This is a genomic window from Kitasatospora sp. NPDC001547 (genome assembly GCF_042894165.1).
Classification (GTDB): Bacteria; Actinomycetota; Actinomycetes; order Streptomycetales; family Streptomycetaceae; genus Kitasatospora.
On record NZ_JBIAVL010000004.1, the window covers coordinates 97578 to 124521 of the forward strand.

At 73.3% G+C, this 26944-nt stretch carries 25 protein-coding genes; 22 read left to right on the forward strand and 3 right to left on the reverse strand.

What is annotated here, in order from left to right; genetic code table 11:
- Nucleotides 1-111 precede the first annotated feature (111 nt).
- Nucleotides 112-960, reverse strand: a complete 849-nt coding sequence (locus ACFY0X_RS08830) for a peptidylprolyl isomerase (RefSeq protein WP_387750852.1) — start codon at nucleotides 958-960, stop codon at nucleotides 112-114.
- A gap of 251 nt (nucleotides 961-1211) precedes the next feature.
- Here ACFY0X_RS08830 and ACFY0X_RS08835 point away from each other — a divergent pair, with 251 nt between their 5' ends.
- The 8 genes from ACFY0X_RS08835 (at nucleotide 1212) to rpsD (ending at nucleotide 9834) form a co-directional block, all read left to right on the forward strand.
- Nucleotides 1212-1919 carry an MBL fold metallo-hydrolase gene (locus tag ACFY0X_RS08835; protein ID WP_387750855.1) on the forward strand — a complete coding sequence of 236 codons (708 nt, stop codon included), beginning with the start codon at nucleotides 1212-1214 and terminating at the stop codon, nucleotides 1917-1919.
- Nucleotides 1920-1930: 11 nt separating this feature from the next.
- A complete protein-coding gene (hisS, locus tag ACFY0X_RS08840; RefSeq protein WP_387750858.1) occupies nucleotides 1931-3193 on the forward strand; it encodes a histidine--tRNA ligase in 1263 nt (420 codons plus the stop codon).
- Nucleotides 3190-4980 (forward strand): aspartate--tRNA ligase, encoded by a 1791-nt coding sequence (gene aspS / locus ACFY0X_RS08845; protein WP_387750861.1) that lies wholly within the window; start codon nucleotides 3190-3192, stop codon nucleotides 4978-4980. Before hisS ends, aspS begins: the two co-directional genes overlap by 4 nt.
- Before the next feature lie 96 nt (nucleotides 4981-5076).
- Nucleotides 5077-5583 carry a GNAT family N-acetyltransferase gene (locus ACFY0X_RS08850; protein WP_387750863.1) on the forward strand — a complete coding sequence of 169 codons (507 nt, stop codon included), beginning with the start codon at nucleotides 5077-5079 and terminating at the stop codon, nucleotides 5581-5583.
- A gap of 206 nt (nucleotides 5584-5789) precedes the next feature.
- The gene (gene ppk2, locus ACFY0X_RS08855; protein WP_387750866.1) at nucleotides 5790-6608 is read left to right on the forward strand and encodes a polyphosphate kinase 2; all 819 of its coding nucleotides are present in this window, start codon (nucleotides 5790-5792) and stop codon (nucleotides 6606-6608) included.
- A 128-nt stretch (nucleotides 6609-6736) separates the two neighbouring features.
- A complete protein-coding gene (locus tag ACFY0X_RS08860) occupies nucleotides 6737-7351 on the forward strand; it encodes a hypothetical protein (protein ID WP_387750869.1) in 615 nt (204 codons plus the stop codon).
- A gap of 113 nt (nucleotides 7352-7464) precedes the next feature.
- Nucleotides 7465-8898 (forward strand): replication-associated recombination protein A, encoded by a 1434-nt coding sequence (locus tag ACFY0X_RS08865; protein WP_387750872.1) that lies wholly within the window; start codon nucleotides 7465-7467, stop codon nucleotides 8896-8898.
- A 321-nt stretch (nucleotides 8899-9219) separates the two neighbouring features.
- A complete protein-coding gene (gene rpsD / locus ACFY0X_RS08870; protein ID WP_030056230.1) occupies nucleotides 9220-9834 on the forward strand; it encodes a 30S ribosomal protein S4 in 615 nt (204 codons plus the stop codon).
- 84 nt (nucleotides 9835-9918) lie between these two features.
- On the opposite strand, the gene ACFY0X_RS08875 is transcribed toward rpsD, so the two are convergent.
- Nucleotides 9919-10245 carry a tetratricopeptide repeat protein gene (locus ACFY0X_RS08875; protein WP_387750875.1) on the reverse strand — a complete coding sequence of 109 codons (327 nt, stop codon included), beginning with the start codon at nucleotides 10243-10245 and terminating at the stop codon, nucleotides 9919-9921.
- A 48-nt stretch (nucleotides 10246-10293) separates the two neighbouring features.
- Nucleotides 10294-12507: an ATP-binding protein gene (locus tag ACFY0X_RS08880; protein WP_387750878.1), complete on the reverse strand. Its 2214-nt coding sequence runs from the start codon at nucleotides 12505-12507 to the stop codon at nucleotides 10294-10296.
- A 220-nt stretch (nucleotides 12508-12727) separates the two neighbouring features.
- Between ACFY0X_RS08880 and ACFY0X_RS08885 the strand changes: the two genes are divergently transcribed.
- The 14 genes from ACFY0X_RS08885 to ACFY0X_RS08950 all read left to right on the forward strand — a co-directional run bounded on the left by ACFY0X_RS08885 (nucleotide 12728) and on the right by ACFY0X_RS08950 (nucleotide 26936).
- Nucleotides 12728-13207 (forward strand): DUF948 domain-containing protein, encoded by a 480-nt coding sequence (locus ACFY0X_RS08885; protein ID WP_387750881.1) that lies wholly within the window; start codon nucleotides 12728-12730, stop codon nucleotides 13205-13207.
- Nucleotides 13208-13211: 4 nt separating this feature from the next.
- Nucleotides 13212-13658 (forward strand): DUF6167 family protein, encoded by a 447-nt coding sequence (locus ACFY0X_RS08890; RefSeq protein WP_387750883.1) that lies wholly within the window; start codon nucleotides 13212-13214, stop codon nucleotides 13656-13658.
- Entirely contained in the window at nucleotides 13658-16327 is a 2670-nt protein-coding gene (gene alaS, locus ACFY0X_RS08895) for an alanine--tRNA ligase (RefSeq protein WP_387750886.1), read from the forward strand. The genes ACFY0X_RS08890 and alaS overlap by 1 nt, the downstream gene beginning before the upstream one ends.
- A complete protein-coding gene (gene ruvX, locus ACFY0X_RS08900) occupies nucleotides 16327-16806 on the forward strand; it encodes a Holliday junction resolvase RuvX (protein ID WP_363385052.1) in 480 nt (159 codons plus the stop codon). Before alaS ends, ruvX begins: the two co-directional genes overlap by 1 nt.
- Before the next feature lie 159 nt (nucleotides 16807-16965).
- A complete protein-coding gene (mltG, locus tag ACFY0X_RS08905) occupies nucleotides 16966-18225 on the forward strand; it encodes an endolytic transglycosylase MltG (RefSeq protein ID WP_387750889.1) in 1260 nt (419 codons plus the stop codon).
- 189 nt (nucleotides 18226-18414) lie between these two features.
- Entirely contained in the window at nucleotides 18415-20331 is a 1917-nt protein-coding gene (gene mltG / locus ACFY0X_RS08910) for an endolytic transglycosylase MltG (protein WP_387750891.1), read from the forward strand.
- A 34-nt stretch (nucleotides 20332-20365) separates the two neighbouring features.
- A complete protein-coding gene (locus ACFY0X_RS08915) occupies nucleotides 20366-21196 on the forward strand; it encodes a shikimate dehydrogenase (protein ID WP_387750894.1) in 831 nt (276 codons plus the stop codon).
- 197 nt (nucleotides 21197-21393) lie between these two features.
- Nucleotides 21394-22578: a chorismate synthase gene (aroC, locus tag ACFY0X_RS08920; RefSeq protein ID WP_387750896.1), complete on the forward strand. Its 1185-nt coding sequence runs from the start codon at nucleotides 21394-21396 to the stop codon at nucleotides 22576-22578.
- A complete protein-coding gene (locus ACFY0X_RS08925; protein ID WP_387750899.1) occupies nucleotides 22575-23096 on the forward strand; it encodes a shikimate kinase in 522 nt (173 codons plus the stop codon). Before aroC ends, ACFY0X_RS08925 begins: the two co-directional genes overlap by 4 nt.
- Nucleotides 23089-24180, forward strand: a complete 1092-nt coding sequence (gene aroB, locus ACFY0X_RS08930) for a 3-dehydroquinate synthase (RefSeq protein WP_387750901.1) — start codon at nucleotides 23089-23091, stop codon at nucleotides 24178-24180. The genes ACFY0X_RS08925 and aroB overlap by 8 nt, the downstream gene beginning before the upstream one ends.
- Nucleotides 24181-24188: 8 nt before the next feature.
- Nucleotides 24189-24617 carry a type II 3-dehydroquinate dehydratase gene (gene aroQ, locus ACFY0X_RS08935; protein WP_387751916.1) on the forward strand — a complete coding sequence of 143 codons (429 nt, stop codon included), beginning with the start codon at nucleotides 24189-24191 and terminating at the stop codon, nucleotides 24615-24617.
- Between the two features lie 85 nt (nucleotides 24618-24702).
- Entirely contained in the window at nucleotides 24703-25569 is an 867-nt protein-coding gene (locus ACFY0X_RS08940; protein WP_387750903.1) for an AAA family ATPase, read from the forward strand.
- An 80-nt stretch (nucleotides 25570-25649) separates the two neighbouring features.
- Nucleotides 25650-26459: an Fpg/Nei family DNA glycosylase gene (locus ACFY0X_RS08945; protein ID WP_387750906.1), complete on the forward strand. Its 810-nt coding sequence runs from the start codon at nucleotides 25650-25652 to the stop codon at nucleotides 26457-26459.
- Nucleotides 26460-26609: 150 nt separating this feature from the next.
- Nucleotides 26610-26936 (forward strand): putative quinol monooxygenase, encoded by a 327-nt coding sequence (locus tag ACFY0X_RS08950; RefSeq protein WP_387750909.1) that lies wholly within the window; start codon nucleotides 26610-26612, stop codon nucleotides 26934-26936.
- Nucleotides 26937-26944 lie beyond the last annotated feature (8 nt).

The window sequence follows — 26944 nt, forward strand, 5'->3', positions numbered from 1 at the left end:
CGCGCCCGCCGGGGCCCCCCCGGGGCCCCCCCCCCGCCCCCCCCCCCCCCCCCCCCCCCCCCCCCCCCCCCCCCCCCCCCCCCCCCCCCCCCCCCCCGGCCCCGGGGTAGGTCAACCCTTCGCCACCGTAACGGAGTTGAAGGTGACGTCGGCCATCGGGTGGCCGTCCGGCGAGCCCTCCAGGGTGCCCGCGGCGGCGATCTTCTGGACCGCGTCCAGGCCGCCGGTGACCTTGCCGAACGGGGTGTAGTTCGGCGGCAGCTTGGTGTCCTTGTAGACCAGGAAGAACTGGCTGCCGTTGGTGCCCGGGCCGGAGTTGGCCATCGCCACGGTGCCGGCCGGGTAGGTCGCGCCGGTCAGGTTCTCGTCCGCGAACTTGTAGCCGGGGCCGCCGGTGCCGCCGGGAACGGTCGCGCTGGCGGTCGGGTCGCCGCACTGGAGCACGAAGATGCCGTCGGTGGTGAGGCGGTGGCACTTGGTGTGGTCGAAGTACTGCTCGCCGGCCAGGAACGCGAAGGAGTTCACGGTGTGCGGGGCCTTGGCGGCGTCCAGCGCGACCGTCACCTTGCCGCAGTTGCTGTCCAGCGTCATCGTGTACGAGCCGCTGGGGTCGATCGTCATGGGCGGCTCGGCCTGCCACTGCTTGCCGTTGGGCGCGCCCGGCGCCGGGGCCGCGCAGCCCTCGACCGGCTTGCGGGTCGGGGTGGTCGGCTCGTCGGTGCCGGTCGGCGCGGCCTGGGGGCGGTCCGCGGCCGAGGTCTTCGTGTCGCCCTTGTCGTCCGAGCTGAACGCGCCGGTGGCGATCAGGGCGCCACCGCCGGCCAGCACCACGACGGCGAGCGAGGCGCCCAGGATCGTGTTCCGCCGCTTGCGCGCGGCCTGGGCCGCGACCCGGCGCTCCAACTGGCGCTCGTACTTCTCGCGGGCGAGCTGCCGCCGCCGCTGTTCGCTGCTGACCACCGGCCGTGTCTCCTACGGATGTGCGGGAAAAGTGGATGGATTCCGGAGCGGATCATCGCATCCCTCGGCGGCCAAGTGTAGGGACCGGGCCCGTAAGAACGCGGTGAACCTGTCAGGCCGCCGCGCCCCGCCACCCCTATCTGGTTCGCTACCGCACCCGCGGCGCCGGTAGGCTGCACGTACATCGTCACTGGCTGCACCAAGACCGGTGGGCGCCGCAGCCGACCGCCGCACACACCCGAAGGACGCGCGTGTTCATCGCCGGATTCCCCGCAGGAGCCTGGGGCACCAACTGCTACCTGGTCGCTCCGGCGGCGGGCGAGGAGTGCGTCATCGTCGACCCCGGCCACCAGGCGGCCCGCGGCGTCGAGGAGATGGTCCGCGAGCACCGGCTGAAGCCCGTCGCCGTGCTGCTCACCCACGGCCACATCGACCACGTGGCCTCGGTGGTCCCGGTCTGCGGCGCCCGCGGCGTCCCGGCCTGGATCCACCCCGAGGACCGGTACATGATGTCCGACCCGGAGAGGGCGCTCGGCCGCTCCCTGGGCACCCAGCTGATGGGCGAGCTCACCGTCGGCGAGCCCGACGACGTGCGCGAGCTCACCGACGGCGGCGTGCTGGAGCTGGCCGGCCTGAAGCTCACCGTGGACCACGCCCCGGGCCATACCGGGGGGTCGGTGACCTTCCGGACGCCCGGTGCCGAGGACCTCCCCCCGGTGCTGTTCTCGGGCGACCTGCTGTTCGCCGGCTCCATCGGGCGCACCGACCTCCCGGGCGGGGACAGCGAGGCGATCATGGAATCGCTGGCCCGGGTGTGCCTGCCCCTCGACGACTCCACCGTGGTCCTCTCCGGCCACGGCGGTCAGACCACCATCGGCCGCGAGCGCGCCACCAACCCCTACCTCCGACAGGCAGCGGGGGCGGCCGGCGCCCCGGCTTTCCCGCGACGAGGAATGTGACGGAAGAGAAGTTGAGCACCTTCACCGCCCCCAAGGGCACCTACGACCTGCTGCCCCCCAGCTCCGCGACGTTCCTGGCGATCCGCGAGCGCATCGCCGCCCCCGCCCGCCGGGCCGGCTACGGCTACGTCGAGACCCCGGTCTTCGAGGACGTGAAGCTGTTCTCCCGCGGTGTCGGCGAGTCCACCGACATCGTCACCAAGGAGATGTACACCCTCACCACCAAGGGCGGCGACGAGCTCGCGCTGCGCCCCGAGGGCACTGCCTCGGTGCTGCGCGCCGCGCTCCAGGCCAACCTGCACAAGCAGGGCAACCTGCCGGTCAAGCTCTGGTACTCCGGCTCGTACTACCGCTACGAGCGCGCCCAGAAGGGCCGCTACCGCCAGTTCTCCCAGGTCGGCGCCGAGGCGATCGGGGCCGAGGACCCGGCGCTGGACGCCGAGCTGATCATCCTGGCCGACGACGCCTTCCGCTCGCTGGGCCTGCGCGACTACTCGCTGCTGCTCAACAGCCTCGGCGACAAGGAGTGCCGCCCGGTCTACCGCGCCGCGCTGATCGAGTTCCTCGCCGGGCTGGACCTGGACGAGGACACCCGCCGCCGCGCCGAGATCAACCCGCTGCGCGTCCTCGACGACAAGCGCGAGTCGGTGCAGGCCCAGCTGGTCGACGCCCCGATGCTGCGCGACTACCTGTGCGAGTCCTGCAAGGCGTACGACGAGAAGGTCCGCGAGCTGCTCACCGCGGCGGGCGTGGCCTTCGTGGACGACCCCAAGCTGGTGCGCGGCCTGGACTACTACACCCGCACCACCTTCGAGTTCGTGCACAACGGCCTCGGCGCGCAGTCCGCGATCGGCGGCGGCGGCCGCTACGACGGCCTGTCCGAGATGATCGGCGGCCCGGCGCTGCCGTCCGTCGGCTGGGCGCTCGGCGTGGACCGCAGCTACCTGGCGCTGGAGGCCGAGGGCGTCACCCTCGACCTGCCGGCCGCCACCTCCGTCTACGCCGTCGCGCTCGGCGAGGAGGCCAAGAACGTCCTGTTCGCCAAGGTGGTCGAGCTTCGCCGGGCCGGCGTCGCCACCGACCTCGCCTTCGGCGTCAAGAGCATCAAGAACGCGATGAAGTCCGCCGACCGGTCCGGCGCCCGCTTCGCCCTGATCGCCGGGGACCGGGACCTCGCCGAGGGTGTCGTCCAGCTCAAGGACCTCACCACCGGCGAGCAGACCCCCGTCGCCCTCGACGCACTCGTCACCACCCTGAAGGAGAAGCAGCTGTGATCCGCACGCACGACGCGGGCACGCTCCGCCCGGAGCACGCAGGCACCACCGTCACCCTGGCCGGCTGGGTCGCCCGCCGCCGCGACCACGGCGGCGTCGCCTTCATCGACCTGCGCGACGCCTCCGGCACCGTGCAGATCGTGGTCCGCGACCTCGACTCGGTGCACGGCCTGCGCGCCGAGTACTGCGTCAAGGTCGTCGGCGACGTCCGGGTCCGCCCCGAGGGCAACGAGAACCCGGACATCCCGACCGGCGCCGTCGAGGTCGTCGTCAGCGGGATCGAGGTGCTCTCCGAGGCCGCCCCGCTGCCGTTCCCGGTCGCCGAGTACGAGCCCGGCACGGTCAACGAGGAGGTCCGGCTGCGCTACCGCTACCTGGACCTGCGCCGTGAGGGCCCGGCCAAGGGCCTGCGCCTGCGCTCCAAGGTCAACAACATCATCCGCCGGGTGATGGAGGAGAACGACTACCTCGACATCGAGACGCCGTACCTCACCCGCTCCACCCCCGAGGGCGCCCGCGACTTCCTGGTCCCGGTCCGCCTCCAGCCCGGCCACTGGTACGCCCTGCCGCAGTCGCCCCAGCTGTTCAAGCAGCTGCTGATGGTGGCCGGCATGGAGCGCTACTACCAGATCGCCCGCTGCTTCCGCGACGAGGACTTCCGCGCCGACCGGCAGCCGGAGTTCACCCAGCTGGACATCGAGGCCTCGTTCGTCGACCAGGAGGACATCCTGGCCCTCGGCGAGAAGATCATCGGCGCCGTCTGGCGCGAGGTGCACGGGTACGAGATCCCCAACCCGCTGCCGCGGATGACCTACGCGGAGGCCATGGGCCGCTACGGCTCGGACAAGCCGGACGTCCGCTTCGGCCAGGAACTCACCGACCTGACCGAGTACTTCAAGGGCACCGACTTCCGCGTCTTCCAGGCCCCGTACGTCGGCGCCGTGGTCATGCCCGGCGGCGCCTCGCAGCCGCGCAAGCAGCTGGACGCCTGGCAGGACTGGGCCAAGGCGCGCGGTGCCCGCGGTCTGGCGTACGTCCTCATCGACGCCGAGACCGGCGAGCTGCGCGGCCCGGTCGCCAAGAACCTCTCCGAGGAGCACCTGGCCGGCCTCGCCGCCGCCGCGGGCGCCAAGAACGGCGACGCGATCTTCTTCGCGGCCGGCAAGGAGCGCGCCTCGCAGGAGCTGCTCGGCGCCGCCCGTCTGGAGATCGGCCGCCGCTGCCAGCTGATCGACGAGTCCCGGTGGGCCTTCCTCTGGGTCGTCGACTTCCCGATGTTCGAGCCGATCGAGGACGACAAGGGCCAGTTCCAGGGCTGGCACGCGGTGCACCACCCGTTCACCGCCCCGACCGCGGAGTCGCTGGCCACCTTCGACACCGACCCGGGCTCGGCGCTCTCCAACGCCTACGACCTGGTCCTCAACGGCTCGGAGCTGGGCGGCGGTTCGATCCGTATCCACCAGCGCGACGTGCAGAAGCGGGCGTTCGACGCGATCGGCCTCTCCGAGGAGGAGGCGGCCTCGCAGTTCGGCTTCCTGCTGGACGCCTTCAACTACGGCCCGCCGCCGCACGGTGGGGTCGCCTTCGGCCTGGACCGCATCGTCACGCTGCTGGGCGGGTACGACACCATCCGCGACGTCATCGCCTTCCCGAAGACGTCCACCGGCGGCGACCCGCTGACCGGCGCGCCGACCCCGATCACCCCGGCGCAGCGCCGCGAGGCCGGCGTGGACGCCCAGCCGAAGGTCCGCGAGGACGCCAAGGGCGAGGCCCAGCCCAAGGCCTGACACCGCGTCATCCGCTAACCTGCAACGGCCCCGGACGGCCCAGCCGCCGTCCGGGGCCGGTCCACAACGGTGTGTGACACAGGGAGGGTTGACCCGATGCAGGTCACAACGAGAGTCGAATGTCCGGAGGACGCCCCGGCCACCAGACGCGTCCACATGGCCGCGTTCCCCGGCCCGGACGAGGCGGACCTGGTGGACGCGCTGCGCCGCGACCCGGCCTGGCTGCCCGGGCTGTCCATGGTGGCGGTCGACGAGGCCGGGCTGGTGATCGGGCACGCGCTGCTGACCCGGCTGCGGGTCGGCGACGGCAGGGGACTGGCGCTCGCGCCGGTCGCGGTGGCGCCCGAGTGGCAGCGCCGGGGCGTCGGCGAGCTGGTCGTCCGGGCCGCGCTGACGGCGGCCGAGAAGGCGGGCGAGAAGCTCGTGGTCGTCCTCGGCGATCCGGGGTACTACGGGCGGTTCGGCTTCGCGCCGGCCGGTCGGCACGAGGTCACCGGCCCGTTCGAGGTGCCGGAGGCGTACTTCCAGGCGCTGCCGCTGGCGGCCTACGACGGCGGCCCGCGCGGGCTCTGCCGGTACCCCGAGCCGTTCGTCGCGGTCTGAGCCGCCTGAGTCGCCTGAGTCGTCCGCCCGTCCGACCTGTTCGACCCGTCCGGCCCGACCCCCGGGCGCCGCTCCCTCGGGCACCTCTCCCCAGGGCCGGTCCACGAGACCGGCCCCGGTCGCCACGGCCCCGCCGACCCGCGGGTACGGCCGTCGGCGCCTACGGTGAGTGCGCATCAGCGTTCAGCCGGACGGAGGACCCGAGGGTGGCCGAGCAGCAGCGGACCGGGAAGCCGGGGAGACTGGCCAGGAAGCCGTACGAGCGGGAGCTGCTGCGGCTCCAGGAGGAGCTGGTGAAGCTCCAGGAGTGGGTGCGGGTCGAGGGCGCCCGGCTGGTGGTGGTCTTCGAGGGCCGCGACGCCGCCGGCAAGGGCGGAGCGATCAAGCGGGTGACGGAGTACCTGAACCCCCGCATCGCCCGGGTCGCGGCGCTGCCCACGCCGACCGAGCGGCAGAAGACCCAGTGGTACTTCCAGCGCTACGTCGAGCACCTCCCGGCCGCCGGGGAGATCGTGCTGTTCGACCGCAGCTGGTACAACCGCGCGGGCGTCGAGCGGGTGATGGGCTTCTGCACCGACGAGGAGTACTGGCAGTTCCTGCACCAGTGCCCGACCTTCGAGCGGATGCTGACCGAGTCGGGGATCCTGCTGCGCAAGTACTGGTTCTCGGTGAGCGACACCGAGCAGGAACGGCGCTTCCGGGACCGGCTGGAGGACCCGATGAAGCGCTGGAAGCTCTCCCCGATGGACGTCGAGTCGATCACCCGCTGGGAGGACTACTCGCGGGCCAAGGACGAGATGTTCCTCCACACCGACACCCCGGACTCGCCCTGGCACGTGGTGGAGAGCGACGACAAGCGCCGGGCCCGGATCAACATGATCGCCCACCTGCTGTCCACCCTGCCGTACCGCGAGATCAGGGCGCCGCAGATCGAGCTGCCGCCCCGCCCCGCGTCGCGCGGCTACGAACGGCCCCCGCGCGACCTCCAGAAGTACGTCCCGGACCACGCCGCCGGGCTCGACTAGCGGGGCCGTCGGGTCGTCCGAACGGACGCGTGGCGTTGCCGGCACCCGGGCCGGGTCGTGCGATGGACGTGCCCACCACGGCGCGGGCGCCCGACCCGGGCGCCCGCCGGACGTCAGGAGACCCGCCCATGTTCGTGCGCACCGGCTACTTCACCGGCGACCCGGCCCGCCTCGGCCGGACCCTCGACGGTTTCAGCGCGGAGGCCGTCGGCCTGCTCTCCGGCGAGCACGGCTACCGGGGCTACGGGCTCTTCGCCAACCGCGAGCTGGGGGTCTTCACCATGGGCTCCTGGTGGGACACCGCGCAGGCCGAGCGGGACAGCGACGCGAAGCTGGGCGCGCGGCGCGGCGAGCTGCTCGCCCCCTTCGCCGGCACGGCGGCCGTCGACGTCTGGGAGGCGGCGGCCTTCGCGCCGCCCGGGGAGGGCGGGCCGGGGGCCCGGTTCCGGCTGGTCCGGGCCGAGTTCGACCCCTCCTCGGCGGACCGGCTGGTCGCGGCGTTCCGGGAGCAGGCGCTGCCCAACCTGGAGCGGATGGACGGCTTCGTGGGCGGGGCCCTGCTGATCCAGCGGGACCGCGGCCGGGCCTCGGTGGGGACGATCTTCCAGGATGAGGCCACCTTCGCGGCCTCCCGCAGCCCGCAGGCCGAGGCGCGGTCCCGGGTCACCGCCGCGGTCGGCGTGACGGTGCGGTCGCTGGAGGAGTTCGAGGTCGTCCTGCTGGACCGCCGTCCGCCGCGGTAGCCGCGAGCCGCGGCGGCCGTGCGGCCGGGGAGCCGTGAGCCCCGAAGCCCGTTCCGCGGACCCGGCCGTCCGCCGCGGGACGGGCTGTCGGCGGGCTCGCATAGGCTTCCGGTGTGGACGAACCGGACCTCTTCACCGCCGCAGCCGAGGAACGCCAGACCAGGGAGCCCGGCCGGGCGCCGCTGGCCGTACGGATGCGTCCGCGCACCCTGGACGAGGTGGCCGGGCAGCGGCAGCTGCTGAAGCCCGGCTCGCCGCTGCGCCGGCTGGTCGCGGGCTCCCGCGGGCCGGCGGCGACCAGCTCGGTGATCCTCTGGGGGCCGCCCGGCACCGGCAAGACCACCCTGGCGCACGTGATCAGCCAGGCCGTCGAGGGCCGCTTCGTGGAGCTGTCCGCGATCACCGCCGGGGTCAAGGAGGTCCGGGCCGTCATCGACGGCGCCCGGCGGGCGGTCGGGATGTCCGGCCGGGAGACGGTGCTCTTCCTGGACGAGATCCACCGCTTCTCCAAGGCCCAGCAGGACTCGCTGCTGCCGGCGGTGGAGAACCGCTGGGTGACCCTGATCGCGGCGACGACGGAGAACCCGTACTTCTCGGTGATCTCCCCGCTGCTGTCCCGCTCGCTGCTGCTCACCCTGGAGTCGCTGACCGACGAGGACATCCGGGCGCTGCTGCGCCGCGCGGTGGCCGACGAGCGCGGCCTGGAGGGCGCGCTGGAGCTGACCGCGGAGGCCGAGGACCACCTGGTGCGGCTGGCCGGCGGGGACGCCCGGCGGGCGCTCACCACGCTGGAGGCGGCGGCCGGGGCGGCGCTGGAGAAGGGCGAGCCGAGCATCACGCTGGCCACCACCGAGACGGCGGTCAACCAGGCGGCGGTGCGCTACGACAAGGACGGCGACCAGCACTACGACGTGGCGAGCGCGCTGATCAAGTCCATCCGCGGCAGCGACGTGGACGCCACCCTGCACTACCTGGCCCGGATGATCGAGGCGGGGGAGGACCCGCGCTTCATCGCCCGCCGGCTGATGATCTCGGCCAGCGAGGACGTCGGCCTGGCGGACCCGACGGCGCTGCAGACGGCGGTGGCGGCGGCCCAGGCGGTGGCCCTGATCGGGTTCCCGGAGGCCCGGATCATCCTCTCCCAGGCGGCCATCGCGCTGGCCCTGGCGCCCAAGTCCAACGCGGCCTACCTGGCGATCGACGCGGCCCTGGCGGACGTCCGGCAGGGCCTGGCGGGCGCCGTCCCGGCGCACCTGCGGGACTCCCACTACGGCGGCGCGGGCAAGCTCGGCCACGGCAAGGGCTACCGGTACCCGCACGACCTGCCGGAGGGCATCGCGGCCCAGCAGTACGCGCCGGACGCCGTGCACGGCAAGGAGTACTACCAGCCGACCAGGCGCGGCGGCGAGGCCCGTTACGCGGACGTGGTGGAGTGGACGCGCGGGCGGCTGCGGGGGGAGCGCAGGACGGAGAAGAAGGCCGCGAAGCCGGCCGGGAAGGCGCCGGAGAAGCCGGAGCCGGGGGCCGAGGAGCAGCCCGGGGAATAGGGCGGGTGATCGACCGGTATACTCGGTCGGAGTGCCATGTCCCGGGACGGCGGCGGGGGATACCCCACCGACCGGCCGCACCAGCGGGGCATCGGCGGTAGGCCTCCTCCGGGAGGCCCGCACCAGGAGCGTCGCGCACCGTCATCGGTGTCGCGGGCGGCCCAGGATCCTGGGCCGGTCCGTGTGACCAGCACTTCCGTGCCCGGCTCCGGAGAGCGGCTGATCCCATCGCGCAGGCGGCGGGGTTTTCTCCGGGTCGCGACATGCGACCTCCGTCAACACCTGGTGAAGCCGTATTCGTAAGCAAGGAAGGTTTGGTTCATGGCGAACCAGAAGCGCCCCAAGGTCAAGATCGCGCGCGCCCTCGGTGTGCCGCTGACCCCGAAGTCCGTCAAGTACTTCGAGGCCCGCCCGTACCCGCCCGGCCAGCACGGCCGTGGTCGCAAGCAGAACTCGGACTACAAGGTCCGTCTGCTCGAGAAGCAGCGTCTGCGCGCCCAGTACGACCTGAGCGAGAAGCAGATGGCCCGCGCGTTCGACCGCGCGAAGAAGGCCGAGGGCAAGACCGGTGAGGCGCTCGTCGCCGACCTGGAGACCCGTCTGGACTCCCTGGTGCTGCGTTCGGGCATCGCCCGCACCATCTACCAGGCCCGCCAGATGGTCGTCCACGGCCACATCGAGGTCAACGGCGGCAAGGTCAACAAGCCGTCGTTCCAGATGAAGCCGGGCTACGTGGTGACCGTCCGCGAGCGCAGCAAGGAGAAGGTCCCCTTCCAGGTCGCCCGTGAGGGTGGCTACGCGGGTGAGGGCCAGACCCCGAAGTACCTCGAGGTCAACCTGAAGGCCCTGGCCTTCCGCCTGGACCGTGCGCCGCAGCGCAAGGAGGTCCCGGTGATCTGTGACGAGCAGCTGGTCGTCGAGTACTACTCGCGCTGACCCGGTTCCGCTCTTCGCGATACCGCGAGCGAGCCCCCGTCGCCTTTCGAGGCGGCGGGGGCTCGCCCCGTTCCGGCTGCCGCGTCAGACGGACTCGCCGGTCATCGCGGCGGCCAGCCGCAGGTGCGGGCGGGCCTCCGCGGCGCGGCCCTGGCGCTCCAGGGTGCGGCCGAGCATCAGCCGGGCGTAGTCCTCGGCCGGGTCGGCCTCCAGGATCCGCAGCAGTTCGGCCTCGGCGCGGCGCAGCTGCGCGGAGTGGAAGTAGCTGCGGGCCAGCAGCAGCCGGACGGAGAGGTTGGCCGGCTCCTCGGCCAGCACGCCTTCGAGCATGCGGGCCGCGTCGGTGTACGCCTTGGAATCGAAGTAGAACTTCGCCATGCGGTACTCGTCGGCGGTGTTGTGGACGGCCATGGTGCTCCTTCCGGGCAGTTACTTGCCTCCTCAAGCAATCGGCAAGTTTCAACTATTCCGCACCGGCGAGGGGGCGGGTGCGGGCGGCACCGCGCGGGGGCCCGGCGCCGGTTCCGGGCCCTCCGCCGCGCCCCCGCCGCCGAGCGCCCGGGTGACCGCCGCGTCCAGGTCCAGCAGGGCGCCGGCCTGGTAGCAGTCCTCGTACTCCTGGGCGGTCAGCCCGGCCAGGGCCCGCTCGGCGCACTCCTGGTGCGGGCCGAAGAAGTTCCGCGAGCCCAGGAACGGGTTGCCGACCGTGCGCCAGATCCGGTGCGCCGCGCCCTGGAGCACCCGGGCCTCGCGCAGGTCGCCCACCGTGCCCGGGCCGCTCGGCTCGGTCTCCAGCAGCGCCAGCAGGTCGATGCCCAGCACGATGCCCAGCAGGTCGTGGAAGAGGTGGTTCAGCCGCACGCACTCCCGGGCCAGCGCGCGGGCGGGCTGCACCGCGCCGTCCAGCCAGTGCGAGTAGGCCATCGCGTAGAGCACGTACGCGTAGGCCCACTGCTCGCCGTGCTCCTCGCACAGCTCGCGGGCCTGGCCGAACCAGAGCTCGCCGCTGTCGAGGTCCCCCTGGAAGAGGTAGGCCAGGCCCAGCTCCAGCATGGCCATCACCACGTTGCTGTTGAGCTCGCCGATCGTCCGGTAGTGCCAGAGCGCCTCCTCGAACAGCTCGGCGGCCCGGTCGGGGTCGTCGCCGACCAGGGCGACGCAGCCCTGGCGGTGGACGGCGTAGGCCAGGGCCCGGTCGTCGCCGGTGTTCAGGGCCTGGCGGCGGCACTCCTCCAGCGCCGGGCGGGCGGTGCCGAGGTCGCCCTGGAGGGTGGCCATGTAGCCGGTCACCCAGAGCGCCTTGGCCCGGGCCTCGGTGGGCTCGCGGTCCAGGGCGAGCGCGCGGTCCAGCCAGTGCCGGCCCTCGCCGAGGTGGCCGCAGCCGACCCAGTAGAACCAGAGCGCCCCGGCCAGCAGCAGGGCGATCTGCTCCTCGCCGGGCTCGGTGAGGCAGAACTCCAGCGCGGCGCGGAGGTTGCTGTGGGCGAGCTCCGTGCGCTCGGCGGTCTCCGCCTGCCGGGGGCCGAACCACTCGACCTCGCCCCAGGTGGCGACACCGAGGTACCAGTCCCGGTGGCGGCGCAGCAGCCGGGGCTCCTCACCGGCGGCGCGCAGCCACTGGCCGCCGTACTCGCGCAGGGTGTCCAGCAGCCGGAAGCGCACGCCGAAGGGGCTGTCCTCGCGGAGCACCACGGACTTGGCGACCAGCTCGTCGAGCAGGTCGAGCGTCTCCTCGGGCTCGATGCCCTCGCCGGCGCAGACGTACTCGGCGGCCTCCAGGTCGAAACCGCCGGCGAAGACCGACAGGCGGGCCCAGAGTAAACGTTCCTGCACCGTGCACAGCTCATGGCTCCAGCCGATCGTCGTGCGCAGCGTCCGGTGCCGGGGCAGGGCCGTCCGGGAGCCGCCGGTGAGCAGCCGGAAGCGGTCGTCGAGCCGGGCGGTGACCTGCTCCACCGACAGCGCGCGCAGCCGGCCGGCGGCCAGCTCCACGGCCAGCGGCAGCCCGTCCAGCCGTCGGCAGAGCAGCGCGACCGCCTCCGCGTTCGCCTCCGTCACCTCGAACGACGGCAGCACCGCCCGGGCCCGGTCGGCGAACAGCCGTACCGCGTCCGGCAGCGCGCCCGGGCGCGGTGGGGCGGTCGGCAGCGGGGCGAGGGTCAGCAGGTGCTCGCCCGAGGCCCGCAGCGCGGTGCGGCTGGTGGCCAGCAGCCGCAGGCCGGGCAGCGCCCGCAGCAGCGCGTCGGCCAGCTCGGCGCAGGCCTCCACCAGGTGCTCGCAGCCGTCCAGCACCAGCAGCGGGCACAGGCCGTCCAGCCGCTCGATCAGGACGTCCAGCGGCGGACGGGCGGTGCCGTCGGAGAGCCGCAGCGCCTCCAGGACGGCGTGGCCGAGCAGCAGCGGGTCCTGCACCGGGGCCACGTCCACCAGCCAGGTGCCGTCCGGGAACGCGTCGGCCGCCCGGGCCGCCGCGCGCAGGGCCAGCCGGCTCTTGCCCACGCCGCCCGGCCCGGTGACGGTCACCAGCCGGGCCGAGGCCAGCAGGCCGGCCAGTTCGGCCAGTTCGGCCCGCCGCCCGACGAAGCCGGTCACCTCGGCCGGCAGCCGTCCGGGCTCCGGCTCCCACGGCCCCGCCCCGGGCTCCCCGGGCTGTGCTCTCCAGTCCCCGGCCAAAGGCTGCTCCCCGTGCTCCAGGCCGGACCGTCGCGGTCCGGACGTGCGTCGGGCCGTACGGGCGACGGCCTGCCAGGCAGAACGAGGTGACCGGCCGGTCGGTTACGCGCGCGGATCGCACACCCGACCGGATCGCCGGGCGGAGAACCCGGTCCGGGAATCGGGCGTGGGCGCGATAGGGTTCCGTCTGAATAGTTGCAAGGCGAGGGAGCGCGCAAAGGTGTCCGTGGGAGAGCTGGCCGGATTGCTCGTCGCCGTGTTCTGGGCGGTCCTGGTCACCCTGCTCGCCGTGGTGCTGGTCCGCCTCTCGCGGGTGCTGAAGGAGGCCGCCGTCCTGGTCTCCGCGGTCACCGAGCAGGCCGTCCCGCTGCTGACCGACGCGGGCGCCGCCGTGCGCAGCGCCAACGAGCAACTGGAGCGGGTGGACGAGATCACCGCCAACGTGCAGGACGCCGCCGCCAACGCCAACGCGCTCTCCTCCACTGTGGCCGCCACCCTGGGCGGACCGCTGGTGAAGGTCGCCGCGTTCAGCTACGGCGTGCGCAAGGCCGTCGCCCGGCAGCAGGGCGGCCTGCCGCCGGTGCCGGCGCAGGCGGGCGAGCGCGAGGAGCTGGCCCGGCTGGTCCGGGCCGAGGTGCGCGCCGCGACGGCGCCCAGGAACGGCCTGTTCTCCCGGGTCCGGCGCGCGGTGAGGGGCTGACGGCATGGTGCGACGCATCTTCTGGATGGCGGTCGGCGCCGGTGCCACCGTCTGGGCCATGAACAAGGCCAACGAGGCCGTGCACCGGCTCACCCCGGACAGCCTCTCCGGCACCGCCGCCCGGGGCGCCCTGCACCTGGGCGACCTGGCCAAGCAGTTCGCGCAGGACGTGAAGGCCGGCATGGCCGAGCGCGAGGAGCAGCTGAAGGACGACCTGGGGCTGCACGGCACCGCCGTGCTGGAGCCCCGCAGCGCCCGCCGGGTGCTGCGCGGCGAGCCGCAGTACCGAGCTATCTCGGCGGCGCCCGGTAGCCCGGCCGCCGCCCTGCCTCCGTCGTCCCGCACCCGCTCGGTACCCGACGGTGCCGGCACCACCCCCCAGACCACTGAAGAAACGCCCCGCCGCGCGCTGCCGCCGCGGGGCGGCACCCCGAACCGGAAGGACCACTAATGGAGTCGGCTGAGATCCGCCGCCGCTGGCTGCGCTTCTTCGAGGAGCGCGGCCACACCGTCGTTCCGTCGGCGTCCCTGGTCGCCGACGACCCCACCCTGCTGCTCGTCAACGCCGGCATGGTGCCGTTCAAGCCCTACTTCCTGGGCGAGGTCAAGCCGCAGTTCTCGCGCGCCACCAGCGTCCAGAAGTGCGTGCGCACCCTGGACATCGAGGAGGTCGGGAAGACCACCCGGCACGGCTCCTTCTTCCAGATGTGCGGCAACTTCTCCTTCGGCGACTATTTCAAGGAAGGAGCCATCAAGTTCGCGTGGGAGCTGCTCACCACTCCCGTCGCGGACGGCGGCTACGGCCTGGAGAAGGAGAAGCTCTGGATCACCGTCTACAAGGACGACGACGAGGCCGAGCAGATCTGGCGTGACGTCATCGGCGTGCCCTCGGAGCGCATCCAGCGCCTGGGCATGAAGGACAACTTCTGGTCGATGGGCGTCCCCGGCCCGTGCGGCCCGTGCTCGGAGATCAACTACGACCGCGGCCCCGCGTACGGCGAGGAGGGCGGCCCGGCCGTCAACGGCGAGCGCTACCTGGAGATCTGGAACCTGGTCTTCATGCAGTACGAGCGCGGCCACGGCGACGGGAAGGACGGCTTCGAGATCCTCGGCGACCTGCCGAGCAAGAACATCGACACCGGCCTCGGCCTGGAGCGCCTCGCCGCCATCCTGCAGGGCGTCGACAACCTCTTCGAGATCGACACCAGCCGGATGATCCTCGACCGCGCCGCCGAGCTCACCGGCCACACCTACGGCGCCGACCACAAGTCGGACGTCTCGCTGCGCGTGGTCACCGACCACATCCGCACCGCGCTGATGCTGATCGGCGACGGCGTCACCCCGGGCAACGAGGGCCGCGGCTACGTGCTGCGCCGCATCCTGCGCCGCGCCATCCGCAACATGCGCCTGCTGGGCGCCACCGGCGTGGTGGCCAAGGACCTCACGGACATCGCGATCAAGGCGATGGCCCCGCAGTACCCGGAGCTGGAGACCGACCGCAAGCGCATCGAGACGGTCGTCGTCGGCGAGGAGGCGGCCTTCCTGCAGACCCTGAAGGCCGGCACCAGCCTGCTGGACGCCGCGGTCACCGAGACCAAGCAGGCCGGCGGCGCCGTCCTCTCCGGCGACCAGGCCTTCAAGCTGCACGACACCTACGGCTTCCCGATCGACCTCACCCTGGAGATGGCCGAGGAGCAGGGCCTCCAGGTGGACGAGGCCGGCTTCCGCCGCCTGATGCAGGAGCAGCGGGACCGCGCCAAGGCGGACGCCAAGGCCAAGAAGATGGGCCACGCCGACGTCGCCGCGTACCGCGAGGTCGCCGACAAGTCCGGCGCCAGCGTCTTCACCGGCTACAGCCTCACCCAGGGCGAGGCCACCGTGGTCGGCCTGCTGGTGGACGGCGTCCCGGCGCCGGCCGCCTCCGAGGGCGACGAGGTCGAGATCATCCTCGACCGCACCCCGTTCTACGCCGAGGGCGGCGGCCAGCTCGCCGACCAGGGCCGGATCCGGCTCGAGTCCGGCGCGGTGGTGGAGATCCGCGACGTGCAGCAGCCCGTCCCGGGCGTCATCGTGCACTCCGGCGGGGTGCTGTTCGGCGAGGTCGTGCTGGGCGCCTCGGCGTACGCCACGATCGACACCGAGCGCCGCCGGGCGATCGCCCGCGCCCACTCGGCCACCCACCTGACCCACCAGGCGCTGCGCGACGCGCTCGGCCCGACGGCCGCCCAGGCCGGCTCCGAGAACGCCCCCGGCCGCTTCCGCTTCGACTTCGGTTCGCCCGCCGCCGTTCCCGGCAGCGTGCTGGTCGACGTCGAGCAGAAGATCAACGACGTGCTGGGCCGCGAGCTGGAGGTCAGCGCCGAGGTCATGACGATGGACCAGGCCCGCAAGGCCGGCGCCATCGCGATGTTCGGCGAGAAGTACGGCGACGAGGTCCGGGTCGTCACCATCGGCGACTTCTCCAAGGAGCTGTGCGGTGGCACCCACGTCGGCAACACCGCCCAGCTGGGCCTGGTGAAGCTGCTCGGCGAGTCCTCGATCGGCTCCGGCGTGCGCCGCGTCGAGGCGCTGGTCGGCACCGACGCGTACCGCTTCCTGGCCCGTGAGCACACCGTGGTCTCCCAGCTCACCGAGCTGGTCAAGGGCCGCCCGGAGGAGCTGCCGGAGAAGATCTCGGGCATGCTCGCCAAGCTCAAGGACGCCGAGAAGGAGATCGAGCGCTTCCGCGCCGAGAAGGTGCTGGCCGCCGCGGCTGGCCTGGCCGACTCGGCCGAGGACGTGCACGGCGTCGCCGTGGTCGCCGCGCAGGTCGCCGACGGCGTGGGCGCGGACGAGCTGCGCAAGCTGGTCCTGGACGTGCGCGGCCGCCTCGGCTCGCGCCCGGCCGTGGTCGCCGCCTTCACCGTGGCCAACGACCGTCCGCTGACCGTGATCGCCACCAACGAGGACGCCCGCGGCCGCGGCATCAAGGCCGGCGAGCTGGTCCGGACCGCCGCCAAGACCCTCGGCGGCGGCGGTGGCGGCAAGGACGACGTCGCCCAGGGCGGCGGCTCCAACCCGGCCGCGGTCGGCGAGGCCATCGCCGCGGTGCGCGGCCTGGTCGCGGAGCGCGCCAGCTGATGGAGCAGGAGGAGAGGCCCTTCCGGCGGGGGCGGCGGATCGCCGTCGACGTCGGGGACGCCCGGATCGGGGTCGCGTCCTGCGACCCCGACGGGGTGCTCGCCACCCCCGTGGAGACCGTCCCGGCCGGGGTGAAGTCACAGGCCAGGATCGCCGCCATCGTCGACGAGTACGGCGCGATGGAGGTGATCGTCGGGCTGCCGCGCTCGCTCAGCGGCAAGGAGGGCCCGGCGGCGGAGAAGGTCCGGGCGTACGCGGCCCGGCTGGCGAACCGGCTCTACCCGGTGCCGGTGCGGCTGGTGGACGAGCGGATGTCGACCGTCACCGCGACCCACGGGCTGCGCGCCTCGGGGGTCAAGGCGAAGAAGGGCCGCTCGGTGGTCGACCAGGCCGCCGCGGTGGTGATCCTCCAGACCGCCCTTGAGTCCGAACGGGTGAGCGGACGCCCGCCCGGTGAGAGCGTCGAGGCGACCGGCTGACCGGTGTGATCTAACGTCCCGTTGAGGGGTCCGTGCGGACGCGTCCGCACGGACCCCTTCTTCGTTCGTTTCCGTGTCCGTTTTGGATCGATTCGCATCGATCCAGTCCGGACCGGAGAGAATCCGCACCGATCCGGGACCGCCGAGGGGGCGCGAGCCATGACCGACCAGGACTTCCACCCGGGGCTCACACCCGGACACCTGGGTGCGCCGGTGCTGGAGCCGGAGGGCCGCCCGCCGTCCGCGCCCCGCCCGCGCTCCGATGCGCCGGATCCGCACCGACGGCGCAACGGGCTGGCCTGCGGGCTCACCGCCTTCGCCCTGGTCGCGGTGTTCGGCGGGATCGGGCTGACCGGGTACACCTGGTTCCAGTCGCAGCGCAAACCCCCGGCCGCCGCCGACTTCGCCGGGCAGGGCACCGGCAGCGTGCAGGTCTCGGTGCCGGAGGGCGCCGGCCTCTCCCAGATCGCGTCGGCGCTGGTCCGCAACGGGGTGGTGGCCAGCTCGCTGGCCTTCACCCGGGCCGCGAGGGGCAGCGCGGCGGCGGCCGGGCGGATCCAGCCAGGGACGTACACGCTGAAGCAGAAGATGTCGGCCGTGGCGGCGCTGGCGATCCTGATCGACCCGGCCAACGCCAACGGCCTGACCATCCCCGAGGGCTGGCGCGGCTACCAGATCTACGCGGCCATCGACAAGAAGCTGAACCTGCCCGAGGGCACCACCCAGAAGACCGCCCAGGAGCAGGGCGCCGAGCTCGGCCTGCCGGACTTCACCAACGGCAGCCCGGAGGGCTACCTGTTCCCGGCGACGTACAGCGTCACCGACGGCACCACCGCCTTCGACCTGCTGAAGCAGATGGTGGACCGGGCCGGCAAGGAGTTCGGCCGGGACGACGCCAGCGTCGTCGCGCAGAACCTCGGGCAGACCCTGTACGGGCTGGTCACCGTGGCCAGCATGGTCCAGGGCGAGGCCGACAACACCGCGGACATGGGCAAGGTGGCCCGGGTGATCTACAACCGGCTGGCCAAGGGCATGCCCCTGCAGCTGGACTCCACCATCAACTACGCGCTCGGCCGGTCGACCCTGAACACCTCGGTGACCGACACCCGGCTGGACTCCCCGTACAACACCTACCTGCACCCCGGGCTGCCGCCGAGCCCGATCTCCAACCCCGGGCGGCAGGCGATCATGGCGGCGCTGGACCCGACGCCGGGGGACTGGCTGTACTTCGTCACCGTGAAGCCCGGGGACACCCGGTTCACCGACAGCTTCGACGTGCAGCAGCGCAACGTGGCGGAGTTCAACGCCAACCGGGCGGCGGCCAGGCAGAGCGCCTCGGCGTCCGCGCCGAGCTCCGGCCCGGCGGCCCCCGGGGCGGGGGCCGGTGCGCCTTCCGGCGCCGGTGCGGGGACGCCGTAGCGGTGGTGTGTGCCGTCGGTGAGGTCGCTCACCGACGGTGCGTCCGCCCGGCCGGGGGTAAGGCTGCGGTACGGTAACGTCTCCCTCCAGGCGCTGCGCTAGCACGCCGGTTCGAGATTCAGCCGGGACCGCGTCGTCCCGGGACGGCCGGTTCGATCCTCCGGCCGTCACCGTCGGTTAAGGGGATCGATGACCGATCTGGGCGGGGGCTACGGCCCCCAGGGCGAGCCGTGGCACCCCGGTGATCCCGGGTACGACGGCCGGCAGCCGGTCCCCGGCCAGCAGGACGGCCAGTGGCAGCAGCAGTACCCGCAGCAGGGCCAGTCGGCCCAGCAGCCGTACGGGGACGTGCAGCAGGGGTACGCGCAGCAGCAGATGACGCCGCAGATGCAGCAGCAGATGATGGCGCAGCAGCAGGGCTACCAGCAGCAGGGTTACGTCCAGCAGGGTTACCCGCAGCAGACGGCGCAGCAGGGCTACCCCCAGCAGGGGTACGGGCAGCAGCAGGCTCAGCAGCCGATGCAGCAGGGGTACGCGCAGCAGCAGATGCCCCAGCAGCAGGCGCCGATGCAGCAGCAGGGCTACGAACAGCAGGGGTACGAGCAGCAGGGCTACGAGCAGCAGGGTTTCCCCGGGGGTCAGCAGCAGGGCCACGCGCAGCAGCAGGGCCAGGCCCCCCAGCAGCAGGCGCCGATGCAGCAGCAGGCGCCCCAGCCGCAATCGCCCCAGCAGGCCCCGGGGCAGCGGAGCCGGCGCCGGCAGCCGGCCCCGGAGCCCGTGCCGGCCTCTGGCCCCGGCCCGGACGGGATCGACTGGGAGGCCGAGGCCGCCGCCCTGGAGGCCGGGGCCGACCCGGTCGGCGCCGCCCGTGAGGGTGCCAAGGACGAGTGGGACGGCCACGAGGACGGCCGCCACCAGGACGACGGCTACCTCGACGAGCACGCCGAGGCCGGGGACGCCGGCTTCCTCGGGGAGCAGGACGACTCCCGCGAGGCCCAGAAGAAGCGCAAGGAGAAGGGCAAGAAGTCGGGCCGCCGCAACGGCGGCGCCTGCCTGCTGGTCGCGCTGGTGCTGCTCGGCGCCATGGGCGGGGCCGGCTGGTGGGGCTACGGCTTCTACCAGGACCACTTCGGCCCGGCGCCGGACTTCACCGGCGAGGGCACCGGCTCCGTCCAGGTGGAGGTCAAGAAGGGCGCGGTCGGTGGGCAGATCGGTCTGGCGCTGAAGAACGCCGGCGTGGTCAAGAGCGTCGACGCGTTCTCCGAGGCCTGCAAGGCCGAGCCCAAGTGCGGCACCATCCAGTACGGCTACTACGGGCTGAAGAAGGAGATGCCGGCCGCCGCCGCGCTCAAGGAGCTGCTCGCCCAGGCGGGCGGCGCCGCGATCGTGGTGCCGGAGGGCAAGAACTCCACCGAGATCTACAGCCTGATCGACACCAAGCTGAAGCTGCAGCCGGGCACCACGGCGGGCGTCGCCAAGGCCCAGGTGAACGAGCTCGGCCTGCCGCCGTACGCGAACGGCAACGTCGAGGGCTTCCTGTGGCCGACCCGCTACAACATCGCCGAGGGCATGAAGCCCGAGGACCTGCTCAAGCAGATGGTCAAGAACGCCACCGAGAAGTACGCCGGCCTGGACTCCCAGGCCGCCTCGGTGGGGCTGAAGACCGGCTACGAGGTGCTCATCGAGGCGAGCATCCTCCAGCGCGAGGGCAACAACGCCGGCGACTTCGCCAAGATGGCCAAGACCATCCAGAACCGGCTGGCCGCCGGCGGCGAGATCAACCACCGGCTCGGCATGGACACCACGCTCCAGTACTCGTTGGGCCGCAAGGACCTCAACAAGAAGGACATGGACGACGCGTCCAACAAGTACAACACCTACGTGAACCCGGGCCTGCCGCCCGGTCCGATCTCCAACCCCGGCGACGAGGCGCTCAACGCGGTGCTGCACCCGGCGGACGGCAAGTGGCTGTACTTCATCGCGATGTCCCCGACCAACACCCGGTTCGCCGAGACGAGCAAGGAGCACTACGCCAACGTCAAGGAGTACTGCCAGTCGGCCGGGCAGAACTTCGACGAGGCGCGCGGCCACTGCACCACCAAGTAGCCACGGCCGGAAGACAGTTCGCGGAGAGGCAGCGTTGACCAGCAAGCACCGGGCAGCCGTACTCGGCTCGCCGATCGCCCACTCGCTCTCGCCGGACCTGCACCGGGCGGCCTTCGCGGCGCTCGGGCTCGACGGCTGGCGCTACGACCGCTTCGAGGTGGACGAGGCCGGGCTGCCCGGGTTCGTCGCCGCCCTGGACGAGGCCGAGTGGGCCGGGCTGTCGCTCACCATGCCGCTGAAGCGGGCGGTCATCCCGCTGCTCGACGAGGTCAGCGCGACGGCCCGCTCGGTGGACGCGGTGAACACCGTGGTGTTCACCGCCGACGGTCGGCGCACCGGGGACAACACCGACGTCCCCGGGCTGGTCAACGCGCTGCGCGAGCGCGGCATCACCGAGGTGCCCGAGGCGGCCGTGCTGGGCGCCGGGGCCACCGCCTCCTCGGCGCTGGCCGCGCTGGCCCAGATCTGCACCGGCGAGGTGACGGTCTACGTGCGCAGTGCCGAGCGGGCCCGGGAGATGGCCGAGCTGGGCGACCGGCTCGGCGTGGCCGTCCGCACCGCGGACTGGGAGCGCGGCGCCGAGGCGCTGGCCCGGCCGCTGACCGTCTCCACCACGCCGGTCGGCGCGACCGACGGCTTCGCCGACGCGCTGCCCGCCGAGCCGGGCGCGCTGTTCGACGTGCTCTACCACCCGTGGCCGACGGCGCTGGCCGCCGCCTGCGCCGGGCGCGGGGCGACCGTCCTGGGCGGGCTGGACCTGCTGGTGCACCAGGCGGTGCTGCAGAGCGAGGCCTTCACCGGGCGCACGCCCGGGCCGCTGGCGGCGATGCGCGAGGCAGGGGAGAAGGCGCTCGCCGGGCACTGAGCCCCGGCACCCGGCCCGTCCTCCGGCAGAATCCCGGCAGGTTCCCGGCAGCTTCCCGGCCGGATGGTGGCCGGTTGCCGTCCGTCACGCGGACTGTGCCCCCAGGTGCTGCTGGGGCATGAAAGGATTCAGGCACAAGGCACGCCCGGGCGGGCCCCGGCGGTGCCGAGGTCCGGTCCGCTGATGAAGGAGCTCCGTTGGGTACGTTGCGCTGGCTGACGGCGGGGGAGTCGCACGGCCCCGCACTCGTCGCGACGCTGGAAGGCCTGCCCGCCGGTGTACCGGTCACCACCGACGTGGTGGCCGACGCGCTGGCGCGCCGCCGGCTCGGTTACGGCCGCGGGGCGCGGATGAAGTTCGAGCAGGACGAGGTGACCTTCCTCGGCGGCGTCCGGCACGGTCTGACCATGGGCAGCCCGGTCGCGGTCATGGTCGGCAACACCGAGTGGCCGAAGTGGGAGCAGGTCATGTCGGCCGACCCGGTCGACCCCGAGGTGCTGGCGGGCCTGGCCCGCAACGAGGCGCTCACCCGGCCCCGCCCCGGCCACGCCGACCTGGCCGGCATGCAGAAGTACTCGATCGAGGAGGCCCGGCCGATCCTGGAGCGCGCCAGCGCCCGGGAGACGGCCGCCCGGGTCGCGCTGGGCGCCGTCGCCCGCGCGTACCTGCGCGAGGTGGCCGGGATCGAGATCGTCAGCCACGTGGTCGAGCTGGCCGCCGCCAAGGCGCCGGCCGGCGTGGTGCCGCTGCCCTCGGACGAGGCCCGGCTGGACGAGGACCCGGTGCGCTGCCTGGACGCCGACGCCTCGAAGGCGATGGTCGCCGAGATCGACCAGGCCCACAAGGACGGCGACACGCTGGGCGGCGTGGTCGAGGTGCTGGCGTACGGCGTGCCGGTGGGCCTCGGCTCGCACGTGCACTGGGACCGCCGGCTGGACGCGCGGCTGGCCGCCGCGCTGATGGGCATCCAGGCGATCAAGGGCGTCGAGGTCGGCGACGGCTTCGACCTGGCCCGGGTGCCGGGCTCCAAGGCCCACGACGAGATCGTCCCGACCGCCGAGGGCGTCAAGCGCACCTCCGGCCGCTCCGGCGGCACCGAGGGCGGCCTGTCCACCGGCGAGGTGCTGCGGGTGCGCGCCGCGATGAAGCCGATCGCCACCGTGCCGCGGGCGCTGCAGACCCTGGACGTGCGCACCGGCGAGCCGGCCAAGGCGCACCACCAGCGCTCGGACGTCTGCGCGGTGCCGGCCGCCGGCATCGTCGCCGAGGCGATGGTCGCGCTGGTGCTGGCGGACGCGGTGACCGAGAAGTTCGGCGGGGACCACGTCTCCGAGACCCGCCGCAACGTGCAGGGCTACCTCGACCACCTGATCATCCGATGACGACCCCCGTCGTGGTGCTGGTCGGCCCGCCCGGCAGTGGCAAGTCCACCGTCGGGCGGGTCCTGGCCGAGCGCCTGGGCGTCGGCTTCCGGGACACCGACGCCGACGTCGAGGCGACGGCCGGCAAGCCCATCCCCGACATCTTCGTCGACGAGGGCGAGCCGCACTTCCGCGCGCTGGAGACGGCGGCCGTCCGCGCGGCCGTCGAGGGGCACGACGGGGTCCTGGCGCTCGGCGGCGGCGCGGTGACGGCCGAGGCCACCCGCGCGCTGCTGCGCGAGCTGCCGGTGGTCTTCCTGGAGGTCCCGCTCGCCGACGCGGTCAAGCGGGTCGGCCTGGACGCCCCGCGCCCGCTGCTGGCCGTCAACCCACGGGCCCGCTGGCGGGAGCTGATGGAAGCCCGCCGCCCCCTCTACCTGGAGGTGGCCACCGCCGTGGTCGACACCGCCGGGCGCAGCCCGGAGCAGGTCGCGGACGCCGTACTGGAAGCACTGGAGCTGAAGACCCCCCATGACTGACACCACCGTCAGGATCCACGTCGGCGGCAGCGCCGGCCACGACCCGTACGACGTGCTGATCGGGCACCAGCTGCTCGGTGAGCTGGCGCCGCTGATCGGCGCCCGGGCCAAGCGGGTCGCGATCATCCACCCGGAGGCGCTGGCCGCCACCGCCGACGCGATCCGCGAGGACCTGCTCGGCGAGGGCTACGAGGCCATCGCGCTCCAGGTGCCCAACGCCGAGGACGCCAAGAGCGCCGAGGTCGCCGCGTACTGCTGGTCGGTGCTCGGGCAGACCGGCTTCACCCGCAGCGACGTCGTCGTCGGCCTCGGCGGCGGCGCCACCACCGACCTGGCCGGCTTCGTCGCCGCCACCTGGCTGCGCGGGGTCCGCTGGATCTCCATGCCCACCACGCTGCTCGGCATGGTCGACGCGGCCGTCGGCGGCAAGACCGGCATCAACATCGCCGAGGGCAAGAACATGGTCGGCGCCTTCCACCCGCCGGTGGGCGTGCTGGCCGACCTCGACACCCTGGAGACCGTGCCCCGGCACGACTACGTCTCCGGCTTGGCCGAGGTCATCAAGTGCGGCTTCATCGCCGACCCGGCCATCCTCGACCTGATCGAGGCCGACCCGGAGGGCGCCAAGACGCCGGCCGGCCCGCACACCGTCGAGCTGATCCGCCGGGCCATCCAGGTCAAGGCCGACGTGGTCTCCGGGGACCTCAAGGAGTCCGGGCGTCGCGAGATCCTCAACTACGGCCACACCCTCGGCCACGCCATCGAGCGCAACGAGCGGTACAAGTGGCGGCACGGCGCCGCGATCTCCATCGGCATGGTCTTCGCCGCCGAACTCGGCCGCCTGGCCGGTCGGTTGGACGACGAGACGGCCGACCGGCACCGCACCGTGCTGGCCTCGGTCGGCCTGCCGCTGAGCTACCGGGCGGACGCCTGGCCGAAGCTGCTGGACGCGATGAAGATCGACAAGAAGTCGCGCGGCGACCTGATCCGCTTCATCGTGCTGGACGGCCTGGGCAAGACCTCCGTGCTGGAGGGCCCCGACCCGTCGCTGCTGGTCGCCGCGTACGCGGAGGTCTCGGCGTGACCAGGGTGATGGTGCTCAACGGCCCCAACCTGGGCCGGCTGGGCAGCCGCGAGCCGGACGTCTACGGCGCCACCTCGTACGCCGGACTGGTCGAGCGCTGCACCGCGCTGGGCAGGGAGTTCGGCTTCGAGGTCGAGGTGCACGAGACCAACTCCGAGCAGCGGATGGTGGAGTGGCTGCACGAGGCGGCCGACGGGCGGGTGCCGGTGGTGATCAACCCCGGTGCGTTCACGCACTACTCGTACGCCATGCGGGACGCGGCGGCCCAGCGCACCGCGCCGCTGATCGAGGTTCACATCTCCAACCCGTACGCCCGGGAGACCTTCCGGCACACGTCGGTGATCGCCGCGGTGGCCTCCGGCACCATCGCCGGCTTCGGGCTCGGCTCCTACGAGCTGGCGCTGCGCGCGCTGGCCGAGCAGCTCACCGCCCGCTGAGGGTACCGGCGGTGGCCCGGCGGCGGACTGTGCCCGCCGCCGGGCCGCCGTGTAGTGTCCCCGCTGAGAGGTGTCGGGAGGTGTCGTGACGCAGTACGCCGGAGGTGGGCAGGTCCCGCCGCGTCCTGTCGCCCCGCCGGTGCCGCCGGTGGGCGGTACCCGGGGGACGTCGTCGGGGGCGCCGGTCTCCCCGCCGTCTCCGCCGCCGGTCCGTCCGGCGCCCACCGCCCCGGCGGCTCCCGGGCCCGCCGCCCGTCCGGCTCCGGACCCCGCGGCCGCGCCGGCTGGTCCGGTGCCGAGCGCACCGGTGCCCGCCGGGGGCACCGGGCACTTCGTGCTGCCGTCCGGCGCGCCCGTCCAGCTGCCCGCCCACCCGCCGCAGCACCACGCGCCCGCCGGGCCGATCGCCGTCCTGCTGATCGGACCGGCCGGGGCGGGCAAGACCACTGTCGCCCGCCACTGGGCCGAGCGGCGGCCCGGCCCGACCGCGCACATCAGCCTGGACGACGTCCGCGAGTGGGTGCAGTCCGGGTTCGCCAACCCGCAGTCCGGCTGGAACAACGCCTCCGAGGCGCAGTACCGGCTGGCCCGCCGCACCTGCGGCTTCGCCTGCCGCAACTACCTGGCCAACGGGATCTCCTGCATCATCGACGACGCCGTCTTCCCGGACCGCCCCGCGATCGGCCTCGGCGGCTGGAAGCGCCACATCGGCCCCGGCATGATCCCGGTCGTGCTGCTGCCCAGCCTGGACTCCGTGCTGCGCCGCAACGCCCGGCGCAGCGGCAACCGCCGCCTCGGGGACGAGGAGGTGGCCCGCATCCACGGGCGGATGGCCGGCTGGTACAACTCCGGGCTGCCGATCATCGACAACTCCTACCTGGACGTCGCCGGGACGGCCGCCGAGCTGGACCGGGTCATCCTGGCCCGGCTGATGGGCATCCCGGTCCGCTGAGCTGCGGTGTCGCGGGGCTGTCGGTGCCGGCTGCGATGATGGACGGGTCCCTGTCGCCGCGCCCGGAGGAGCCGACGCCCGTGCCCGAAGGCCACATCATCCACCGCCTCGCCATCGAGAGCCGGACGGCCTTCGGCGGCCGCCCGGTGCGGGTCTCCAGCCCGCAGGGCCGGTTCGCCGACGAGGCCAAGGTGATCGACGGGCAGCTGCTCACCGGGGCGGAGGCCACCGGCAAGCACCTGTTCCTCGGCTTCGAGGAGGGCGGCTGGGTGCACGTCCACCTCGGCCTGTACGGCGGGTTCACCCTCGGCACCGGCCCGGCGCCCGAGCCGGTCGGGCTGGTCCGGCTGCGGCTGGAGAACGAGGACGGCTACGCCGACCTGCGCGGTCCCAACACCTGCGCGCTCGTCACCGGGGAGCAGAAGGCCGCCGTCGCCGCCCGGCTGGGCCCCGACCCGCTGCGCGCCGACGCCGACCCGGACACCGCCTGGCGCCGGATATCGGGCAGCCGGACGACCGTCGCGGCGCTGCTGATGGACCAGAAGGTGCTGGCCGGGGTGGGCAACGTCTACCGGGCCGAGGTGCTGTTCCGGCACGGCATCGACCCGCACCGGGCCGGGCGCGACCTCACCCGCCGGGAGTGGGACGCGATCTGGGCCGACCTGGTCGCCCTGATGCGCGAGGGCGTCACGGCCGGCCGGATCGACACCGTCCGTCCCGAGCACACCCCCGAGGCGATGGGCCGCCCGCCGCGGGTGGACGACCACGGCGGCGAGGTGTACGTCTACCGGCGGGCCGCGATGCCCTGCCTGGTCTGCGGCACCGACGTGCGGACGGAGGAGCACGCCGCCCGCAACCTCTTCTGGTGCCCGGCCTGCCAGGCGGCCTGACCGGGCCCGGCCGTGCCGCGCCGCCGCGTGCCGACGCTGCCCCCGTGTCGCATACGACCTTTCTGACCTGCGACGATGGTCGGCGTGCTCGCCGAGCAGCCTGTCCCTACCGGTACTGCCACGTGTGAACGTGCAGCGAAAGGAAGTCCCATGATCTTCATCACGGTCAAGTTCCCGGTCCGCCCCGAGCGCGTCGACGGCTGGCTCGACCTGGTCGACGAGTTCACCCGGGCCACCCGCGACGAGCCCGGCAACATCTTCTTCGAGTGGTCCCGCAGCGTCGAGGACCCCAACGAGTTCGTCCTGGTCGAGGCGTTCCGCGACGGCGACGCGGGCCGGGAGCACGTGGAGTCCGCGCACTTCGCCAAGGCCATGGAGGACCTGTCCTACGCGGTGGCCGCCAAGCCGCGGATCGTGTCGACCGAGATCCCCGGCATGGACGGCTGGGCGGAGATGGGCGAGATCACCCCCCGGTGACATCCGAG

Excerpts from the sequence above, each read along its gene's own strand:
- ACFY0X_RS08890 (WP_387750883.1), top strand. The coding sequence starts at position 13,212 with ATGGTGCGACGCATCTTCTGGATGGCGGTCGGCGCCGGTGCCACCGTC.
- ACFY0X_RS08850 (WP_387750863.1), top strand. The coding sequence starts at position 5,077 with ATGCAGGTCACAACGAGAGTCGAATGTCCGGAGGACGCCCCGGCCACC.
- mltG (WP_387750889.1), top strand. The coding sequence starts at position 16,966 with ATGACCGACCAGGACTTCCACCCGGGGCTCACACCCGGACACCTGGGT.
- ACFY0X_RS08875 (WP_387750875.1), bottom strand. The coding sequence starts at position 10,245 with ATGGCCGTCCACAACACCGCCGACGAGTACCGCATGGCGAAGTTCTAC.
- aroQ (WP_387751916.1), top strand. The coding sequence starts at position 24,189 with ATGGTGCTCAACGGCCCCAACCTGGGCCGGCTGGGCAGCCGCGAGCCG.
- aroB (WP_387750901.1), top strand. The coding sequence starts at position 23,089 with ATGACTGACACCACCGTCAGGATCCACGTCGGCGGCAGCGCCGGCCAC.
- ACFY0X_RS08950 (WP_387750909.1), top strand. The coding sequence starts at position 26,610 with ATGATCTTCATCACGGTCAAGTTCCCGGTCCGCCCCGAGCGCGTCGAC.
- ACFY0X_RS08860 (WP_387750869.1), top strand. The coding sequence starts at position 6,737 with ATGTTCGTGCGCACCGGCTACTTCACCGGCGACCCGGCCCGCCTCGGC.
- ruvX (WP_363385052.1), top strand. The coding sequence starts at position 16,327 with ATGGAGCAGGAGGAGAGGCCCTTCCGGCGGGGGCGGCGGATCGCCGTC.
- ACFY0X_RS08925 (WP_387750899.1), top strand. The coding sequence starts at position 22,575 with ATGACGACCCCCGTCGTGGTGCTGGTCGGCCCGCCCGGCAGTGGCAAG.
- alaS (WP_387750886.1), top strand. The coding sequence starts at position 13,658 with ATGGAGTCGGCTGAGATCCGCCGCCGCTGGCTGCGCTTCTTCGAGGAG.
- rpsD (WP_030056230.1), top strand. The coding sequence starts at position 9,220 with ATGGCGAACCAGAAGCGCCCCAAGGTCAAGATCGCGCGCGCCCTCGGT.
- mltG (WP_387750891.1), top strand. The coding sequence starts at position 18,415 with ATGACCGATCTGGGCGGGGGCTACGGCCCCCAGGGCGAGCCGTGGCAC.